Here is an 18867-nt window from a genome sequence, read left to right as displayed (position 1 = left end):
CATCGTCAGGTGATTTTTTTCGTTAAATACTCATATTTGGCATTCAATTTTTTTAACTGATACTTGGGTAAATGCTCGATTCCCAACGCCGCCCCAAAATCGACCGCCAACTCATACAATTCCGTCTCATCTTTTTTCGTCAGACTGTATTGTCGCGTGCTCAAAGAAAAATCATTTTTTTCTAACGCACGAGCGATCCCTTTCCAGTCATGCCAGAGCACTTCGTTTTTCAGCCACTCCTTACGTTTGGTCACATCGGGAATGTCTTCCACTTCGATTCCGTGCTTTTCTCGATAATGATCAATCAAGATCGTGATTTTGCGGTAATAATGGTCCTGTAATTTCTTTGAATAAAGTCCAATTGATTCCAGTAAAAAGACCGCATACTCTTGCCAAGTCATATGACTTGGCTTTCTCGTATTGTAATGCGCCAATAATCCCGTCTGGGCATACAATCGACCAAAATTGGCTCCTGACACGCGGTTGACGACCCGTTCCCACGTTTCCGGTTCCACCAGAGCATATTGATATAAGCCTTTTCGTTGCTGCATACCATAAGGCTGACAGATTCGCATTTGATGAATCGGAACGCCATGATCATATAATTTTTCATAAAAGCCATTGATCGGCCAGTCAAAATGGGCATAGGCGCCCCAGACATCTTCTGTCTTCCAATCATAGATGGGGTAAAAATTGACGACCATGGAATCTGCTACTTGCCGTTTGATCCAGCATTGCTTCCGAAAGTTATACTTTGGCGAAGTTATCGACCGATATCGGTATAGACTTTCCTGTGTTCGGATGCCAACGCCACAAGCAACGGGTTCACACTGATGATAGTTTGCGTACCAGTGAGCAAAGTTTCGTAAGAACTTATCTGGATTCATATTTGCACTCTGATAGATTTCCATCAATGATTCATCTAAATCAGCAAGTGAAATCGCATCTTTTGGCATCATCTGTACCCACTTCTCACGTTCTTGTTCATCCCACATCAGCCATTGTGGCTGAAATACGCTAGTGTTGTTGTCCTCATAAAAGGGCAAACAGAAGTGAAAGGTTTGATTGATAGTTGGTAACGCTTTGATTTTTTCCATGAACGTTCTCGTAGCATCATAATTTGCCTCGATATCTAAAATCAGCAGATCAAAAGTTTTCTTTTTTTGTCGGGCGACTTGGTCAGCCAACTGAATCATGGCACCGCTATCTTTTCCACCACTGAAAGAGAAATAAACATGGGGAAAGGTATCAAAAATATATTCCAGGCGCGTCATCGCCGCTTCCAGCACATTATCCTTACAATATTTCTTCATAAAAGCTCATGTCCTCATTTTATTTGTCCTTTTTTTGAATAAGTATTACATTCTAGTATAAAGTTTCACTTAGCTTCTTACAAGGACTTAAGGGAGATTTTGCATTCGATACATGCAAATAATTGTTAGCTATCATTGCAATGTGTTCCCCATTGCTCACTACTATTCCTAGTAATCAAGAAAAATAGTAGAAAAATTCCTTCTGAAACAAGTTTTATTGCTTTTCTTGATTCATTCAGCCAAAAGGGTTTGAAGGACTTTTTCAATACGCTTCACTTGTTTTTCATTGAAGTGGGACAGCCATTCTTGATCCGCAAGTAAACGCTGAATCTCTTGCTGAAGGTCTTTGTATCGACTGGCTTCCTGGATGTTTTCAGTCATCTTCAAGAAATTACTAATTTTTTCTCCTTTAGGCAGCAGTACATACTCTTGCTTGATCCCTTCAAACTTGTCTTCATGATCAATCACCAAAAGTTGACTGATCAAATCATGAGCGATCCACCGATGATAGGAGTTTTTATGGGTATGCAATGCCCAGATCCGTTCCCATTCATCATAAATCAGCTCAGGGTTTTTAACGGCTACTTCTTTAATGATCAAATAACTATTAAAATACTCATTGATATGATTTTGACCATCAACGACATTCTCCACTAGTCTATCTCTTACCTTTCGATCATCGATCGTCGTTTGCACAAACGGTTGGGGATCAAAGGATGTTGTCTGGAAATGACCTGCGATTTCTAGGTAGTCCATGCTTTCACCTTCTTTAAAAATTATAAGATTATTTTACAGGTTTGAACCTCTATGTTTATTTTAACAGAATCTATGTGCGAAAAAAGTGGCTTTTATATTCCCCTTCTTTTATCAATCATCCATTCTGATAACGTAGGTAGACTAACGCCACTTTGAATATCATACTTTTTGGAAAACCCAATTTAAAATTGAAAACAGCTGGAAAGAATCCTTTCGATCCTTTATCCACTAACACTGCTATCTATTGATTTCTTCCGTTCGTCTATTGAGCGCTAGGAAAAGTGCAAGCTTCCTTTTATATCTTTTTCTGAAAGGAGCCCTTCACAAGAGAACCTGCTGGCAACTACTTTCTCGTTAAATTCCCAATGTCACTGACACAAAAAAGGAAGTCCCGCGTTCGGGACTTCCTAACGTTCTTTTCTCTTCAAATACTATTTCACGCATAGCTGCGAGATGCTGGATCACGCGTCCTTTCTCCGAATACCTCGGTCGGTAGGCATTTTGATCCATTGTTCTGGTGGACGCTTTCTGATTTTTTTTGGTGCAAACATCAGTTGAATAGTTCTTTTGACAAAGTTATTTCGGTATACGTTTTCCATAACTTCCACGCCCTTTTCAATTGATTTAGGAAGCGGTGACGTCGATCCTTCTTCCTATTTTTATTATAAGCCCCAATCCGGTACAAAACAAACAATTCAGCTGCTGTTTTCTCCCATTCGTTTAGATGAAATCTGTGGTTGCTGCTAAAAAAAGAGGTACATATTCTTGAATAAAGTTCAATAAGCCACCGCATATTTATTGAAAAAAATAATGAAAAATTGCAGAAAAAGATCGAAACTACTCGAGACAAACGCCAAAGGGCTGTGTTTTTGAATGAAAAATCGTTTCACTTTACTTTTTCTTAAATTTTAATTATTATTCTTTTGAAATAAGAATAATGAAGGAGATAAAAACATGGAAAAATACCAAGTGTTCCCTGGTCAAAACTATCAGGCAAATGTTATTGGCTTTACCGGTTTACAAGAAGTTAGTGTGATTCATGTTTACGAAAATACTGCAACTGTTCTAATCAAAGAAACAGCTGAAACAGGTGTTGCTAAGCTATGTAATTTTCTAGTTGGTGCCACACAATTAGTTAGTTGATCCTCTTTTATTAACCAAAACATGAGGAGCCATTTGCCATCCAACATGTTGTAGGAAAACGATTTGAAAGTAGTCCTTTGTGAGCTTGCTCTTTTCCTATTCATCAATTACAGCAGTATTTTTATTTATCTACTCAATATCTCTCTACTTTATATATAAATAGTGTTAGAATGAACAAAAGGAAACGTATCAGGCTTCCCCCAAGAGAATCTTCCCCAAGTACTCTTGTCTGATACGTTTCCTATTTTTGTGGCGAAAAAGCCACAGACCAATGGTAGCCCTTTACTCTGTGAAAAGCAAGCATTCAAAATTGATTTTTTCTTTATTTTTTTATTTTATCTCCTCAAATTCCCTTTAAAAATCAGGCAAAAACACACCTCTCGTAATAAGGTGTGTTCTTTTTTTGACAATGATTATTCACGAATAATAAGTTCATAAGGCAGAATGATCTGTTCTTGTTTTCTTTCTTGAAACAAGCGAAAGGCTTCTTTGCCGCACTGATTCAGATGAAACTCAACGGAAGAAAAATGCAGCATTTGACTGATAAGCAGGTTTTCTTGTCCAATCACGATGGGTGCTGTCCCGTGGGAGTATTGATTCAAAATCATTGCTGCGATTTCGTCTCCATTTGTGATCACCCCATCGATTCCTCGTTCTTTAAAAAAGGCTGCTGCGGAAATCCCGTCTTGTGCTTTGATACAATCCCAATAAATATCGGCTTCCGAAAAAGCAGGAAACAGCTCCTTGGCTTTTGCGATGGTATTGACTGAATTGCAGCTAAGACGTTTGCTGCGCCCGAGCGTCAGTCCCAAACGTTTTACGCCTTGTTCTTTTAAATAATTGATACTAGCTGTCACAGAGCCGACCAAGTCGATCGCAACGAAAGGAACAGCAGTACCGGTCGAATTTTCACAAAAAACGATCGGTCCTTTTTCCATGTAGGGATAAAACGTCTCGATATGATTTGCACGGGTAATAACGATCAATCCGTCAAACCCTTTTGCAGCGAATTCTTCTAGATATTCTAGTTCCAATTTCCGATCAAAATTGGTCGGCAATAACGTCACTTTGTATTTTTTAGCAAAGGCTTCTTCCATAATGCCATTTAGAATCCCATCAAAAAAGGCGTGATTGACAAACGGCACGATGACCCCAATATTATAGGTTTTCCCCGAGCTGAGCTTTTGGGCGATCTTATTCGGTTTGTAATCCAGTTCTTCCATCACCGCCAAAATCGCTGCTCGCTTTTGCTCATCGACATAAGGATGGCCATTGATCACACGAGAGACTGTCGTGATCGAAAAACCAGTGATTTTTGCTATATCGCGTATCGTTGCCATTTCCTTCATTCCTATCTGTTTGTTTTACGATTGACCTAAGTCTACCATAGAAAATTTACTGATTCACTTTCGACAAATTTTCTGAAAAGGTCCCTTGGTTGATTGTACGGTATGAAACGAGTTTCATAGCAAGACTTAGACTCCTTGAAAATAAAAGAAATTTATTTATAAACAAAAACTGATTGCTTAGCAAGCTACAAGCGCTACTTAAGCAATCAGTTTTTCTACTGTTTACTGAATCATTTCTTTTGATAAGCTTTTACGTTTCTTCGTATACCTTCGCATCAGTAACTCGATTCCCTTATCCGCAAAGCGTTGCATATAGGCGGAAAAATTCAACAAGGCAATCAAGAGAATGAGGTTGAGATAGCTGGTATTGCCTAGGTTAAAGAGGTCACGACCGACGATCAAGGCAGCAAAGTACAAGATCTGGGTGCTGAAAAAAATCATCGTTCGATAGCTGTTGATAGCTGGATAGACTTTTTTCTGGATCAAGCGATAGTTCCAAGCGGTAAAAATAATGCTCATGATCGATAGAGCTTTGCTGCTACTGTTGAACCAATAGCCAAAGTTGATGATCAGCAGAGTTCCTACCGTAATCGTCAATGCTGTTGGAAAAGCATTTTTGAAAATCGTTGTCATAAAGTCCCCTTTGATCCGATTGAAGTCTGGTTCAAAGTTTAAAAAGAAGGTCGGAATGCCGACAAAGCAGGCATTGATGATCGTTAATTGGATCGGCTCAAAAGGATATGTCGTTCCTGATAACAACGTCCCCATAGTGATCATGATGGAGAATAAGACTTGCACTAACACCAATGAACCTGAGCGAGTAATGTTATTGATTACTCGGCGGCCTTCATCCATGACCGATGGCAAAGCATCGAATTGATTTTCCAAAAGCACCAAATTTGATACTTGGCGCGCAGCATCGACACCGGAAGCCATCGCGATGGAACAGTCTGCTTCTTTCAGCGCCAAAACATCGTTGACGCCATCGCCAGTCATCGCGACAGTATGCCCTTGTTCTTTCAAGTAGAGTACCATTTCTTTCTTTTGTTGCGGCGTCACTCGACCAAAAATCTGATAGTTGCTGACAGCTTCTTTTAATCCGGCTGCAGTTAATTTTGATACATCGATAAAATCAGCAGCCCCTGGTAGATTGACTTTTTTCGCGATTTGACTGACTGTCACTGGATCATCGCCAGAGATGATCTTGCATTGGATTGCTTGTGAACGAAAATACTCCAAGGTCTCTTTGGCATCTTCACGGATCGTGTCTGACAGTAAATAAAATCCTAACGGTTCAATATCCGTCGGCAGTCCTGCCTCCTCATAGCCTTGCGCACTGTGCGCCAAAACGATCACCCGGTAGCCTTCTTCTGCCAGCTGTCTTTCCTGTTTTAAGACAGCTTCATGGTTGGTTCCCAGTAAAATCGACGCAGCTCCGATGAAATAAGTGCCTTGCCCTTCAAACGTGACGCAACTGAATTTGCGGTCAGATGAAAAGGGGACGACTTGCTGCATCTGGTACGTCGTTTTTTCTGAAAAAAAGGTTCGTAGCGCCATTGCCGTTGGGTTCTGATCGGGTAGCTGAGCCATTAAGTTGCCGGTGATTTCTGCCAACGGTGTTTCCGATTGAAAGGAAATCGTCTTTTCCACCGTCATCTTGCCTTCGGTGATCGTGCCGGTTTTGTCTAAGCAAAGAACATCGACCCGTGCCAAAGCATCAATGCAGTTCAATTCCTGCACCATCACTTTTTTGCGCGCCAGGTAGACGGCACTGATGGTCAATGTGACACTGGTCAATAAAAACAAACCTTCGGGGAACATCCCTACAGCTGCCGCCACCGTCCGTAAGATGGCGGTGTTGAAAGCCGCATGAGAGAAATAGAACTGTTTGATAAACAAGAGGGTACATAACGGTACCAAAATCAAGCTGATCCAACGAATGATTTTATTCAAACTGCCTTGGATCAAGTATTTTTGTCGTTTGATGGTCTTGGCTTCTTTGTTGATTTTTGCGATATAGTTATCAGCGCCTACGTGGATCACTTGGCACAACGCTTCACCAGCAGTGATAAAACTGCCAGAAAACAACTCGTCTGCCGGCTGTTTGTGGATCGTATCCATTTCACCAGTCAGCAAGGATTCATTGACTTCTAAAGATCCTTGAATGACTTTGGCATCCGTCGGCACTTGATCCCCGCTTTTCAGTCGTAACACATCATCCATTACGAGTTTGTGGATCGGCAAATTCTCCAGCTTACCATCCCGATAAACATCGGCTTTGGCAACTTTTAGCAGTGCCAGCTTATCTAGCGTTCGTTTGGAACGAACTTCTTGAAAGAGATTGATGATCACATTGCTGAAGACAACAAAGACGAACAAACCGTTTTGATAAGAACCCGTCAAACAGACGAGAAAGAATAGGACACAGTTGATTAAATTGAAAAAGGTAAAGATATTGGTAAACAGGATTTTCGGGTACGTATTCGTCGTATCCTTTTTTGTCTTATTGACTTGACCGCGCTGCACCCGCGCCTTGACTTCCCCTGACGTTAAGCCAATGGTTTGGTTGTTTTCGATGATCCTCACCCTTTCTATTCATAGTCATTTACTTTTCGTTTGCTGAATATTCAGCAAACGTGCATCGGACTTGGGAATGGTTTTGCGTTTTTTTATAAAACAGATTGGCGGCGATTGCGTAAGATACGCCATCGACTGCCGGCTTTTTTTCGTAAAAAAACAAGTACTGTCTAAAATATAGCATACCCTTTTACGAATTGGCGTTTCATTTTTGTCACCTTCGCGTCACTTTAGCACTTAAAATAACAGTTTATTTTATTAACTCCACTAACTAGACATTAAGCGGTCACAGGCTTCTCCAGTTATTTCTTACGATGACACAAAACAAAAAAACAGCTGATCTTAACGGATCAACTGTTTAACAATTCTTTAAGTCAGCTTTTTCTAGCAGCTATTAGCAGCATCATTGGTCGGCGCATTTCGTCTTTCATTCCCGGTACTTTCAGTAATTCTTCTGGCGGCTGCGGCTCAATCACTTTTTCTAAAATAAAGCCGTTTTGCAATAAGGTCATTAAATAGGTTGTCAGGGTACGATGGTATTTCGTCACCGTTTCACCTAAAAATTGCGCTTGCCGCTTGCCTTCATAATAGTAATGATCGACTGGGAAATGCTGGATTCCCCCCTGCATATCATACTGCCAATCTTGCGATCCTTCCGCAGTATAAACAGGATGCTCCACCGAAAATACGAGTACACCACCAGGTTTCAGCCAGACCGATATGCTTTTGATCAATGTTTCGAACGTTGCCACATAGTGAAACGCCAATGAACTTAAAACAACGTCTATTGTGGCTGGAGGAAGTGTCACTTCTTCCATTGCGACACATTGATACGTTATTTTCGGATCAGGGTACCTTTTCTTAGCCTCCTCAAGCATCCGTTGAGAAATGTCAGTTCTTAGTACTGCTGCCGCTCCATGGTCTACAGCATATTGGCAATGCCATCCATACCCACAACCTAGATCAAGTACCTGCTTTTTTTCGAAATCAGGCAACATTTTTTCTAGCGTCTGCCATTCCCCAGCTCCTTGCAGGCCTTTTTGTGAACGAGTCATTTCACTGTATTTAGTAAAAAACGTTTGGTCATCATATTTGTTTTCTTTCATCATTTGTTCCTCCCATGTAAATCGTTTTTTGCTGGTCTTGATCTACATGGGCTTAGGCAATTTTTTGGGAAATAATGCCACCACACATCAGCTTTTTCCTCCTTGCTCTGATTAACGCCATCATAGCACGATTTTCAGTCTCTCACAATTGATAGCAAGCCATGTATGCTTCTTTGCCATTGTTTCTCAATAAACCGTTTTTTTATGTACAGCAAAAAATCACACTATGAAAAGGGTGTGATTTTCCTGTTCGATTCATTCATTTCTCTATTGATCAATGCAGTGCTTCCTTTTTCCATTTTCGGATTTTCGTTCGGAAATTGGTAAAGGGTGCTACTGTATTGATATGGATCCATTTATAGACTGGCCACTGTGCTTTGGTGGTTGCCCAATCCCGTTGCCCTGCTTCAAACAATTCCTGATCGGATAAGCCTTCGATCCACTGGCAAAGTGCCGTCACCTTTTGGTCTAAGAGCTCTTGCTGCTGTGCTAAGGTCAAACTGCCATATGTCTGATAAAAGGATTGATACAATCCACCAAGGTTGTTCCATTTATACCCTTCAGCAGGTGTGTGAACGCTCATCCCTTGTTGTTCCTGTGTTTCCCATGACAATAACAAACTGACCCAGCCGATTTGGTAAGACAAATTTTCTGAAGGGGTCTTGTCGACACTTGCTATCCGTTGATTTCGTAACGCTTCGGGAATTTCAACAAATTCTTGGCGAAATTTTTGGTAACGTTCTGTGATCTCTTGGATCAAGTCTGCTTTGCTTTCGTACTGTCTCATTGACTGTCCTCCTATTCAGGAAAATGGTTACTCTTTGTCGCTTTCTTCAATGGCGATAAAAATCGTTACTTCGCCGTCTGGCGCATACTGTTCGAAATCAAAGGAATACCTGCGCTGCAACTGCTGGTTTTCTTCCTCTGACCAGACTTGACGCCAAGTAGTCAGAATGCCCTGCGCATCGCGCCGATCGACCGGATACTTTTTCCAAGTATATTTTTCTGTATCAAAGTCTGCTTGCTCCGTTTCTTCGAAACAAAGCGAAACGGCATAGTCTCCTTGATAGTTTGACTCATACTCGTGGTAAACGCAAGCGATGACCGTTCCTTTTTCTGCGGCTTTCTTGACCGCCTCGCTGTTTTTCTCCCATAAGCCAGTGATTTTTGCTTGAATCGCTGGATCAGTAAAATTATTGGTTCTTTCCGTTTCTATTATCGAAAATTTCATTAGTGTTCCTCCTTCTTTGCCTTTATGATACGATAGAAACCTAGACACCTTCTGTCAGTGTTTTATCATCTTTTTATAAAAGGAGTAAACCAAGTGAGCACGACACGCCTGTTCGGCCTTATCTACCACCTGTTGAATCATGAAAAAGCAACCACTTCTGAATTAGCCAAACAATTTGAAGTCTCGACTCGCACCATCACCAGAGATATCAATACCCTAAGCAGTATTGGCGTACCCATCTATACCGAAACGGGTCGAAATGGCGGCGTCTATTTGTTAAGCAGTTTTGTGTTGGATAAAATGTTATTATCAGAGGAAGAACGGAAAAACCTGCTGTTGGCGTTGAAAGGGATTCGCCAGCTGACGCCACAGATCAGCGGAGAATCATTGGCAAAACTGCAATCCTTATTCCAGCAAAACGATGCAGACTGGCTAGAAGTTGATTTTTCCACTTGGCATCGGCGAGAAAACGGCAACGACACGTTTGATTTATTAAAAAAGAGTATTTTAACGAACCACGTGATCACCTTTGACTATATCAGTAAACAGGGACCGCAAAAACGCGTCTGTCAGCCTTACAAACTGCTTTTTCGTTCGCAAGCATGGTATCTGCAAGCCTTCGACCAGCAAAAGAATGCCTTTCGGACATTTAAAATCAGCCGCATGAGTCAGGTCCACGTCACTGAACAGCATTTTTTTCCGGTCACTGCGCCTGATTCTGCCATTGAACTGACTATTGACACCTATCCCGCTCGTCTATTCTTTCAAGCCGACGTTCTTTATCGGGTATATGATGAGTTTGATCATCAGGATATTACTTTGACGGAGGAAGGCACTGCTGTAGTTACCGTTGATTTACCCGAGGAAAGCTGGGTGGTGCCCTATTTGTTCTCTTTTGGAAAAAGCCTACACATTTTAAGTCCCCCTCGACTAAAGAATCGTTACCAAGAAGAAGTTGCTGCGATTTATGCCAATTTGACTGAGAGCTAGGGTGCGAACTGATTTTTCAAGAAATGGATCCCTATTGAAAGGAGTGTTTGATTTGAAAGAAGTGATCGTAGACTATGGCGGGGTTTCGCTAGCCCGCCTTTGCCAGCAGTTGGAAGAACAGCAGATTCACTTAAACGCGTATGCCAACCAGCTCTTGCGCCATCCCCACCTCTCCCTCAGTGCCGATAAACAGCGTACTACTTGTGTGATTGTTTCCCTTAAAGAACTGGGACTCACACAAGGTGGCTCGTTGACGGAGATTTTTGCAGCTGCACCTTCTTATGGACTGACCGATTGTACATTGGAAATGGCCTTACACTTTCGCCTCAGTTATCATCAACTGGCAAATAGCACCGGACTGCAATCCCAAGGAAAAGCGCCAGCTGCCGCAATCACGATCGCTTCTATGCCTTTGGAGAAAACCGATGATTTCCCCAAAGGATTCTACGTTCGCCGCATCGATGGTTGTGACTGGTTGCGAGGCTATACTTGCGATGCACGCCACCAGTTTGCACCGGATGACCTGTTTTTGTTTCAACGACGAGACCCGCTGTCAGAGACCTTCAACTGAAGGGGGAACAAATAGTTACCAATCAAGCGTCCCCATTTCCCCTTACTGCAATCATTCTGCAAGATAGGGAGAATCCAAAAGGACGAAAGGAGAAATAGATGAACTTAATACCAATGAAAGACAGCGACTACGCTGCCTACTTAGCCAATGCTGTTTTCGAATACGCCAATGACAAAATCCAAGCAGGCACATGGGCCAAAGACGAGGCCCTCTCCCTCGCCAAAGAAAGCTTTGCTTCTTTACTTCCTCAAGGGACTGCCACTGAAAACAATCACTTGTTTTCTTTATTTGCAGCTGATTTTAGTGAACCGATCGGGGTGATTTGGATCAACACAGCTGCCCAGAAAGCCTTCATCTATGACTTTATCATCGAGGAAGACCAGCGAGGAAAAGGCTATGGAACCAAAGCGTTACAAGCTTTGGAAAAGTGGGCGATCCAGCAAGGCATCACTGAGATCGGCTTGCACGTTTTTGCCCATAATCAATCTGCGTATCAGCTATACAAAAAAATGGGCTATTTGGAAACAGATATTACGATGGTTCGACGTTTCGCTGAATGAGTAGTGTTGAATAGGCCCGATCATTAGTACGAAAAAATTGATCGATCAGTTCCGAGCCAAACAAAAAGAAACGACGAAAAATCATCGTTTCTTTTTGTTTCTATTTACAGAAAACTACTCTTTCAGTTGTGGCTTCTTCAAAAGTATCGCCATTGTTGAATCTTCTTCGCTATAAGGACTGCCTTTAGCATCGCCAAATACCTCACAGATATCAAAGCCTGCAGCCTGAACTTCCCTCAGCAATGCATCTTTTGTAAAATAGGTCGTCCATAAGTAATAATTTGTGGTCTCACCTTCTGCTAAAATCGTTGTTTGCTCCAGCAAGACGTAATCAGGATATTTCCATCGTTGATATAGCACAAGATGGGGCTCCCCCCGCCAAAACCCTTCTGATTCGTGACTTTCCCAGGTCTGCTCTTCATTAAGCGTTAAAAACTGTGCAATCGTAAATACATCGAACAAAAATTTGCCACCCGGTTTTAGATGCGCCAGCACATTTTTTAGCAGTAGTTTGCGTTCCTCTGGATTTAAGGCACCATAGTCGCAATAAATCAAGGTAATAAAATCAAATTGCTGAGGCAATGCCATCTCCAAATAGTTATCAAATAGATAGGTAATATTTAGTTCCCGCTTATTCGCAGAATCTCTCGCATAGGTAAGGGATCTTCTGGAGTAATCAACGCCTGTCACTTCATAGCCCAGCGCTGCAAATTTTTCCGCGTAGATCCCTGGTCCGCAGCCGATATCAAGAAGTTGCGTCTGTTTTTCTGGCGGAACAAGGCGACTGATCCATCGAACGGATTCGTTGATAAAGTCAACCTTTCTACTAGCTCCCTCAAAATCAGGATCCAAATGAGCCTTTAACATTTGCTTGGAAATATACGCATCGTCCCAAAACGCCTCTGCCATTTTTTTATAGAGCGGTGGCCGCTCGATTGCCTTTCTCAATTCTTGGTACATCTTATTTTCCCCTTTCAAAATAATTGAAAAACAAAAAAGACCGCAGATTTCACTCTGCGGTCAACCTTCAAACGATGAAGATCAAAAAGTGAAGAGTAAAATAAAATCAATGATAGGCACTTCAAATAAAACTGCATGCAGTCAATTTTTTGCCTATGAAATTGATTTTATTTACTCTTTTCCAGTCCTACCCCTGTTAACGAAGGAATAACAGCAGATAGGCCGGAGCCATCACCTTTTTCTCTTGTTTTTCTGCCTTTAGTTTAGAAGGCGCTAGTCGATTTGTCAATGGGAATCGCCTGCTTTCCTTCGATAAAAGAAGTTCTTACTGCAATTCACACCTTGCCTAACAAAAAAACTGCATCAAACTACGTCTCTGCTTACTGTCGCCTGCTGATTTTTTCAACAGGAAGCTGGATCTCAGTCAGCCCTTCCTCTTCACTTTCTTTATTCCAAATGCCATCAATATAGCTTTCACGAAAAGGCCCTGTGATTCGATAGCCGTTGTTTTCAACAAACTGGATAACTGCAGCATAGGCTTTCGGAAATTCTGCATAGGCTCCTCTATGGACCGTACAAACTGCTTGTGGTACTTCTTCTATCTGCCTGAAGGTCAAATCACTATCTTGTGATGTATAAGAAACAGCCCCCCTCACTTTATCTCCACCAATCCTATTGGTCAAAAATAGTACGACCAGCGGTATTCCAATACCAAAAAGGTCAGTTGATCAATTGTTTTGCGTCCATTGATTTCTTTTGACAGCCCAGCAACCTCAATCATTTTCTACAGAAATCGCCCTATTCTACTAAAGCATACTGGCTCCTCTTGAGGGAGAGTCAATAGCAGATTCGCTTTTTTCATGACGAACAAACTCATGCTCATTGGTTAGCTAAACGTGGCTTTTTCTTTTTTTACCTATTCGCAACAATATTTAAATCACAATTAACTATTTTTAATTCCTGACCTTGTTTTTTTCTTCTATCTCCACTATATTTGTGGGTAACCCTATTTATTTCTATGTAGAGAGGATGTTTCCCTTGAATTATCCCTTATTAAATGAACAAATGCCTCAAACCATCATTCGTGTTTGGCGGTTGCGAAGGATTACGTCACTGATTATTTTCAGCCTGATTTTCGCTGCTTCTTTTTGGTTTCTAGCCACGCAAAACTGGCTGCATTTCTGGGTGATCACCCTTTGGTCAAGCTTATTGGCGCTGACTTTGATCAGCCATCTGCTTTCTTTTGTGCTAATGAGCTACCGTTACAAATTTCATCGCTACGAGATCCAAGAAAATGATATCGCCATTCAACACGGCTATCTATTCCGCAGCACCACGTATATTCCGATCCGCCGAATCCAGCATATCGAAACAGACCAAGGGATCTTTTTGCGAAAATACTCCTTAGTCTCCTTACAGATCCATACGGCTGCCACCAACCACACCATTGAAGGCTTGCCAGTGGCGCAAGCCGAACGCTTGCGAGAAACCATTATGACTTTAGTCGAGGTGGTCAAAGATGATCTATGAAAAACAACGACTGCCGTTGCTGTGTATCGGTCTTTATTGGTTCAAAAATTGCAAAAATTTTCTGGTACTAGCGTTTCTGCTTGTATTCAAATTATTCAACGACGCCCCTTCTTTGCCAATGATTCTGGGCGGCATTCTGCTATTTTTACTGGTGTGTCTGATTTTTGCGGTACTGTCTTACGCCCGCTTTACCTTTCAAATCGATCAAACGAGTGTACTAGTCAACAAAGGACTCTTTATCCAAAAACAAACGATTTTGCCATTTGAACGCATCCAAACCATTCAAGAGAATCATTACTTTTATTTACGTCCATTTAAATTAGCTGAAGTGAAATTGGAAAGCGCCGCAAGTTCGAGTGGCGAAGCCGAAATTCTTTTCCCAGCGTTGCCGCTGGCTCTCATTGCCTCCATCGAAGCGTCAAAAAAAGCAGCTGCGACACCACAAGAGCCGACTGCCCAAGCAGCTAGTGGAGAAGAACCAACCAATAATTACGCTACTGTTTTTTCGGGTGAGGAAACAGCAAATCCGCCGTTAGAAACATTCACTTTGAAATTCAAGGAGATTTTCTTGTTTTCTATCACTGATTTTTCTGTTTTCACCTTGGTTCTAGTCATCGGCTACAACGTGATCGACAACATTCCCAATCTCTTTACCTATGCATCGGAATTGCAACAACTCGGCCTTTTATTAGGTGCTGCGCTTTTGCTAGGACTGCTGATTTTGTTTTTCTTCCTTGCGATCGCTAGAAATCTTTTCCGCTATTATGGCTTTACGGTGGAAACGAACCAACAACAGCTGCTGATCACGCAAGGCTTGTTTTCTAAACGACACCAAACGATTCCCCTCGCTAGGATCCAAGGGCTAAGTGTCGAACAAAATCTTTATCGCCGAATCTTTCATCTAAGCTCCGTCAAGTTACTGCTGGCTGCTGGCAGTTCTTCAGAAAGCGATGATACGGTCTATCTGTTCCCCATTTTGAAAGAGGCGCAGCTGACCGAAACATTGGCCCGCTTTTTACCTGAATGGTCGTTTCAACAAACCACTCTAGTGAAAAATCCGCGACCCAACTTTTGGTACTTTTGCCGTTGGCCACTGCTTATCGGGCTGCTTGTTGTAGGAATCTCCGCCTTCTTTTTCTGGTGGTTAGCGCTGATTTTCTTCGTGTTCTTTGGCTCCTTCGTGTTATCAAGCATCTGGCGGGGCAAAATACAAGGGTATCATTTTTTAGATAACCATGTATTGTTGTGTCAAACGATTCGCGGCTTAACAAAGGTGACCGCTTATCTGAAGAAAAATAAAATCCAAGATTTCACCGTCACCACGACGTATTGGCAGCACAAAAAAGGTCTGGGCAAGTTACAGTTGACCATCAAAACCGAAGATACCTTCACCGAAAGTAAGCTGTTCTACTTCCCATTAACCGAAGCAGAAAAGTTACGGCGCTGGTTTTTGTCGTAGTTCAAAAAAAAATGTCAAACAGTAGGACTGACGCGTTGTTTGACGTTTTTTGCAAGTCCTGAAATAAATGAGAAGGAAGCACCAACCATTGATTCGTTGATGCTTCCTTTTTCTATCCCCTGACCTTCCCCTCAACTATTTGCTGCTTGATTGAAGCAGCATCTAAGCCATATTCTTTTTGCAGGAAATCGGGTATGCCGACTTGGCCAAATCGTTCGTTGACACCAATACGTTTTAAGGGGACAGCACTGCCAGTTTCAGCAAGCACTTCGGCGACGGCACTCCCTAGTCCACCGGTGATAGAATGATTTTCGATGGTGATGACTTGCCGTTTTCCCTGAACTTCGCGGATGATCAATTCTTTATCGATCGGTTTGATGGTGAACATGTCGATCACTTCGCAGCTGATTCCTATTTCTGCTAATTCTTCTGCCACTTGCAGTGTTTCAGAAACCAGTTGGCCACTGGCAATCAACAACAGTTCATCGCCTGGTCTTAAAACATTGCCTTTTCCTAGTTCAAAGGTCGAGCCTTTTTCATAAATCGTTGGAACAGCTTTCCGATTGCCTCGTACGTAATGAATGCCGGATAATTGGCTAAAGGTTTTTATGATCCACGCCATTTGGACTTCATCCGCTGCATCGCAGACGATCGATTGGGGAATCATTCTCATCAAAGCCACATCTTCCCATGTCGTATGGGTGCCGCCGTTGTGTCCGACTGCAAACCCCGGATCAGAACCGTAAATGTTGATCGTATTGCCGCCATAGCCGCCAGAAATAAACAGCTGATCGAATACCCGGCGCGTTGCAAATGGCCCAAAAGTGTGGATAAAAGGTGTATAGCCAGTTAAACTCAAGCCAGCAGCGACGCCAACCATATTGGCTTCCGCGATCCCCATGTTGATAAAGCGTTGGGGATGTTTGTTGGCAATCGCTGTCCAGCCGCTGGCAGAACCAAGGTCGGCATCTAACGCAACTAGCTGGTTATTTTCATCCATGAGTTCCACCAATGTGTCAACGACACAAGTTCGCAGCTCTTTACCAGCAGCAGTGGTTTTGCTTAATGTAAACATGCCTTAGCGTCCTCCTTCGATTTTTATCGTCAATTCTTTGATTGCCGCTTCTGCCGCTTGATTGATCTCATCCGTGGTAAACTTCACGGAGTGATTGGCATCTAGTTCTTCAAAGAAAGGAACGCCTTGTCCTTTCACGCTGTCCAAGACAATGCAAACCGCTTGGTCTTCGATTGCTTTGCAGCGCTCGATTGCCTCATCAATGGCTTGCATGTCTGCCCCTGGAACTTTTTCTGTATAAAAGCCAAAAGCAGTCATCTTCTGCTGGATGTCAAAGGGATCAAGAATGTCTTTGGTTGGCCCATCTAGCTGTTTTTTATTGTCATCAATAATGACGATACAGTGATTCAGTTTAAAGTGGGCAATGTATTGGAAGGCTTCCCAGCACTGTCCTTCATTTAGTTCACCATCTCCAACGATCAAATAAACAAAATTGTCCTTGCCTGCCAAGCGCAGGCCTGTCGCGATCCCGGCAGCCATGGAAGTTCCCTGCCCCAGTGAACCTGTGGTGGCATCAACCCCCGGCGTTTTCCAGCGATCCGGATGGGAAGGCAGTCTCGTGCCGCCCTCATTGATCGTCCATAACCACGACCGATCAAAATAGCCCGTATTTGCTAATGCACTGTACAGTGCGGCGCCAGCATGTCCTTTTGATAAAACGAGTCGGTCACGATCCGCCCACTGTGGATCTTGTGGATTGACCCGCAGCTGTTTGCCGTACAAAACGGCCAATAATTCAACAATTGAAAAGGAACCGCCCAGATGGCCTTGCCCCATTTTCTTGATGCTGCAAAGGGTATCTAAACGAATCTTTGCCGCTAATCTTTCGAGTTCGTGGTATTCTTGTTCACTGATTGCCACTATTTATCCCTCCATCCTCTATTTATTCAGAAACAGATTTTGCCCGGCTGTTTTTCTTGAAAATCGTCAATCCGATCAAGACCGCGACTACCGCAATTATCCCTGAGAAGATGGCGATTTGACCGCCCATATTGGCTAAGTTTCCCAGGAAGATCCCTGCAACTCCATAGTCGGTATCAGAGAAAGTTGATCCTTGGAACCCAAGATCCCCCATGACTGGCATCAACAAGATCGGCATGAAGCTGATAATGATCCCATGAATAAAGGAACCAATCACGGCGCCTCGCACACCACCCGTTGCATTGCCGTAAACACCTGCCGTTGCGCCACAGAAGAAATGGGGCACGACACCTGGAATAATAACGGTTGTTCCTGTGAAGACCATGATGATCAAACTAACGATTCCACCGACAAAGCTGGTTAGAAAACCAATCAGAACAGCATTTGGCGCATAAGGAAAGACGATAGGGCAATCCAATGCAGGAATCGCATTAGGAACAAGCTTTTCGGAAATCCCTTTAAAGGCTGGTACGATTTCTGCCAAAATCAGACGGACACAGCTAAAATCACAAAGACACCAGCGGCAAACGAACCGGCTTGCTGCAACGAATAAATGATCGAGTTCGTGCCATTGCTAAGATTTTCTGTAATAAATTCACTCCCAGCAAAAACTGCTACGATCACGTATACAATAGCCATCGTAATCGTGATACTAACAGTAGAGTCCCGCAAGAAAGACAGGCCTTTCGGAAAATTGATGTCTTCGGTAGATTTTTCCTTATTGCCGACGTATTTCCCAATCAACCCGCTCAATGCGTAGCCGAAGTTCCCCGTATGCCCCAATGCGACGGAATCATTTTTAGTAATTTCTCGAGTAAACGGTTGTGCGATCGCTGGGAAAATCGTGTTACAGATCCCTAACGCTAAGCCGCCAAATAAAACTAGATTAAAAGTATTCATTCCAGTAACGCTCAAAATCACCGCAATCATGCAAGCCATATACAACGTGGCATGCCCAGTCAAATAAATGTATTTAAAGCGAGTGATACGGGCAATCAAAATATTGAAGGCCATTCCGGCTAACATAATAAGTGCGGTATAGGTGCCGTAAGTCGTCAAAGCCAGCGCAACGATCGCTTCGTTATTAGGTACGACCCCTTGCATGTTAAAGGCTGCTTGGAACATCTCCCCAAATGGCGCCAGAGAGCTTTCGATCACCCCAGCCCCGGCAGTGACCACGAGAAACCCAACAAAGGTTTTGATGCCCCCTTTGACGATCGTGGCAATGTCTTTTTTCTGCAGTACATTCCCCAAAACAGCGATCAGCGCAACTAAGATCGCTGGGGTACTCGCGATATCAACAAGAATATCTAAAAATTCGTTCAT

17 protein-coding genes and 1 pseudogene are annotated in these 18867 nt (G+C 42.7%); 6 read left to right on the top strand and 12 right to left on the bottom strand.

Annotated elements, in window-relative coordinates; all coding sequences use genetic code 11:
• Positions 1–5: 5 nt before the first annotated feature.
• A complete protein-coding gene (locus IGJ42_RS02740) occupies positions 6–1313 on the bottom strand; it encodes a DUF3440 domain-containing protein (protein ID WP_008377955.1) in 1308 nt (435 codons plus the stop codon).
• Positions 1314–1544: 231 nt separating this feature from the next.
• Positions 1545–2069, bottom strand: a complete 525-nt coding sequence (locus IGJ42_RS02735; protein ID WP_422705405.1) for a hypothetical protein — start codon at positions 2067–2069, stop codon at positions 1545–1547.
• A gap of 954 nt (positions 2070–3023) precedes the next feature.
• On the opposite strand from IGJ42_RS02735, the gene IGJ42_RS02730 reads away from it, so the two are divergent.
• A complete protein-coding gene (locus IGJ42_RS02730) occupies positions 3024–3212 on the top strand; it encodes a hypothetical protein (RefSeq protein ID WP_005227564.1) in 189 nt (62 codons plus the stop codon).
• Between the two features lie 413 nt (positions 3213–3625).
• Here the strand turns inward: IGJ42_RS02730 and IGJ42_RS02725 are convergent, their stop codons facing one another.
• The 5 genes from IGJ42_RS02725 to IGJ42_RS02705 form a co-directional block, all read right to left on the bottom strand.
• Positions 3626–4552, bottom strand: a complete 927-nt coding sequence (locus tag IGJ42_RS02725; RefSeq protein ID WP_008377949.1) for a LacI family DNA-binding transcriptional regulator — start codon at positions 4550–4552, stop codon at positions 3626–3628.
• Positions 4553–4783: 231 nt separating this feature from the next.
• Positions 4784–7147: an HAD-IC family P-type ATPase gene (locus IGJ42_RS02720; protein WP_430615908.1), complete on the bottom strand. Its 2364-nt coding sequence runs from the start codon at positions 7145–7147 to the stop codon at positions 4784–4786.
• A gap of 365 nt (positions 7148–7512) precedes the next feature.
• On the bottom strand, positions 7513–8244 hold the full coding sequence (locus IGJ42_RS02715; protein WP_429961065.1) for a class I SAM-dependent methyltransferase: 732 nt from the start codon (positions 8242–8244) through the stop codon (positions 7513–7515).
• Positions 8245–8518: 274 nt separating this feature from the next.
• On the bottom strand, positions 8519–9031 hold the full coding sequence (locus IGJ42_RS02710) for a ClbS/DfsB family four-helix bundle protein (protein WP_061053753.1): 513 nt from the start codon (positions 9029–9031) through the stop codon (positions 8519–8521).
• A gap of 27 nt (positions 9032–9058) precedes the next feature.
• Positions 9059–9475, bottom strand: a complete 417-nt coding sequence (locus IGJ42_RS02705; RefSeq protein WP_061053752.1) for an effector binding domain-containing protein — start codon at positions 9473–9475, stop codon at positions 9059–9061.
• 93 nt (positions 9476–9568) lie between these two features.
• On the opposite strand from IGJ42_RS02705, the gene IGJ42_RS02700 reads away from it, so the two are divergent.
• The 3 genes from IGJ42_RS02700 to IGJ42_RS02690 all read left to right on the top strand — a co-directional run bounded on the left by IGJ42_RS02700 (position 9569) and on the right by IGJ42_RS02690 (position 11596).
• Positions 9569–10465, top strand: coding sequence for a helix-turn-helix transcriptional regulator (locus IGJ42_RS02700; RefSeq protein WP_430615905.1), 897 nt, complete (start codon positions 9569–9571; stop codon positions 10463–10465).
• 1 nt (position 10466) lies between these two features.
• Positions 10467–11036, top strand: a complete 570-nt coding sequence (locus tag IGJ42_RS02695; RefSeq protein ID WP_429961064.1) for a helicase — start codon at positions 10467–10469, stop codon at positions 11034–11036.
• 98 nt (positions 11037–11134) lie between these two features.
• A complete protein-coding gene (locus tag IGJ42_RS02690) occupies positions 11135–11596 on the top strand; it encodes a GNAT family N-acetyltransferase (RefSeq protein ID WP_008377933.1) in 462 nt (153 codons plus the stop codon).
• A gap of 114 nt (positions 11597–11710) precedes the next feature.
• Here IGJ42_RS02690 and IGJ42_RS02685 read toward each other — a convergent pair whose 3' ends face one another.
• Positions 11711–12556: a class I SAM-dependent methyltransferase gene (locus tag IGJ42_RS02685; protein WP_139960426.1), complete on the bottom strand. Its 846-nt coding sequence runs from the start codon at positions 12554–12556 to the stop codon at positions 11711–11713.
• Between the two features lie 380 nt (positions 12557–12936).
• Positions 12937–13212 (bottom strand): GyrI-like domain-containing protein, encoded by a 276-nt coding sequence (locus tag IGJ42_RS02680; protein WP_008377930.1) that lies wholly within the window; start codon positions 13210–13212, stop codon positions 12937–12939.
• Positions 13213–13594: 382 nt separating this feature from the next.
• On the opposite strand from IGJ42_RS02680, the gene IGJ42_RS02675 reads away from it, so the two are divergent.
• Together IGJ42_RS02675 and IGJ42_RS02670 are read left to right on the top strand one after the other, a co-directional pair.
• Positions 13595–14086: a PH domain-containing protein gene (locus IGJ42_RS02675; protein WP_034878068.1), complete on the top strand. Its 492-nt coding sequence runs from the start codon at positions 13595–13597 to the stop codon at positions 14084–14086.
• On the top strand, positions 14076–15545 hold the full coding sequence (locus IGJ42_RS02670; RefSeq protein WP_430615903.1) for a PH domain-containing protein: 1470 nt from the start codon (positions 14076–14078) through the stop codon (positions 15543–15545). The genes IGJ42_RS02675 and IGJ42_RS02670 overlap by 11 nt, the downstream gene beginning before the upstream one ends.
• Before the next feature lie 112 nt (positions 15546–15657).
• Here IGJ42_RS02670 and IGJ42_RS02665 read toward each other — a convergent pair whose 3' ends face one another.
• From IGJ42_RS02665 to IGJ42_RS02655, 3 genes and pseudogenes are all read right to left on the bottom strand, one after another.
• Entirely contained in the window at positions 15658–16620 is a 963-nt protein-coding gene (locus IGJ42_RS02665; RefSeq protein WP_139960424.1) for a transketolase family protein, read from the bottom strand.
• Between the two features lie 3 nt (positions 16621–16623).
• Complete coding sequence (locus IGJ42_RS02660; protein WP_008377922.1) at positions 16624–17481, bottom strand: transketolase; 858 nt, start codon at positions 17479–17481, stop codon at positions 16624–16626.
• 22 nt (positions 17482–17503) lie between these two features.
• Positions 17504–18867, bottom strand: a pseudogene (locus IGJ42_RS02655) (PTS ascorbate transporter subunit IIC).

The organism is Enterococcus sp. DIV1067f (assembly GCF_050543505.1).
GTDB lineage: Bacteria > Bacillota > Bacilli > Lactobacillales > Enterococcaceae > Enterococcus_D > Enterococcus_D entomosocium.
This window is presented reverse-complemented; position numbering and strand designations above follow the sequence as displayed.

Bases quoted from the DNA above. Each gene is read 5' to 3' on its own strand.
- IGJ42_RS02710 (WP_061053753.1), bottom strand. From the start codon at position 9,031: ATGAGACAGTACGAAAGCAAAGCAGACTTGATCCAAGAGATCACAGAA.
- IGJ42_RS02725 (WP_008377949.1), bottom strand. From the start codon at position 4,552: ATGGCAACGATACGCGATATAGCAAAAATCACTGGTTTTTCGATCACG.
- IGJ42_RS02705 (WP_061053752.1), bottom strand. From the start codon at position 9,475: ATGAAATTTTCGATAATAGAAACGGAAAGAACCAATAATTTTACTGAT.
- IGJ42_RS02740 (WP_008377955.1), bottom strand. From the start codon at position 1,313: ATGAAGAAATATTGTAAGGATAATGTGCTGGAAGCGGCGATGACGCGC.
- IGJ42_RS02670 (WP_430615903.1), top strand. From the start codon at position 14,076: ATGATCTATGAAAAACAACGACTGCCGTTGCTGTGTATCGGTCTTTAT.
- IGJ42_RS02730 (WP_005227564.1), top strand. From the start codon at position 3,024: ATGGAAAAATACCAAGTGTTCCCTGGTCAAAACTATCAGGCAAATGTT.
- IGJ42_RS02665 (WP_139960424.1), bottom strand. From the start codon at position 16,620: ATGTTTACATTAAGCAAAACCACTGCTGCTGGTAAAGAGCTGCGAACT.
- IGJ42_RS02685 (WP_139960426.1), bottom strand. From the start codon at position 12,556: ATGTACCAAGAATTGAGAAAGGCAATCGAGCGGCCACCGCTCTATAAA.
- IGJ42_RS02735 (WP_422705405.1), bottom strand. From the start codon at position 2,069: ATGGACTACCTAGAAATCGCAGGTCATTTCCAGACAACATCCTTTGAT.
- IGJ42_RS02690 (WP_008377933.1), top strand. From the start codon at position 11,135: ATGAACTTAATACCAATGAAAGACAGCGACTACGCTGCCTACTTAGCC.
- IGJ42_RS02715 (WP_429961065.1), bottom strand. From the start codon at position 8,244: ATGAAAGAAAACAAATATGATGACCAAACGTTTTTTACTAAATACAGT.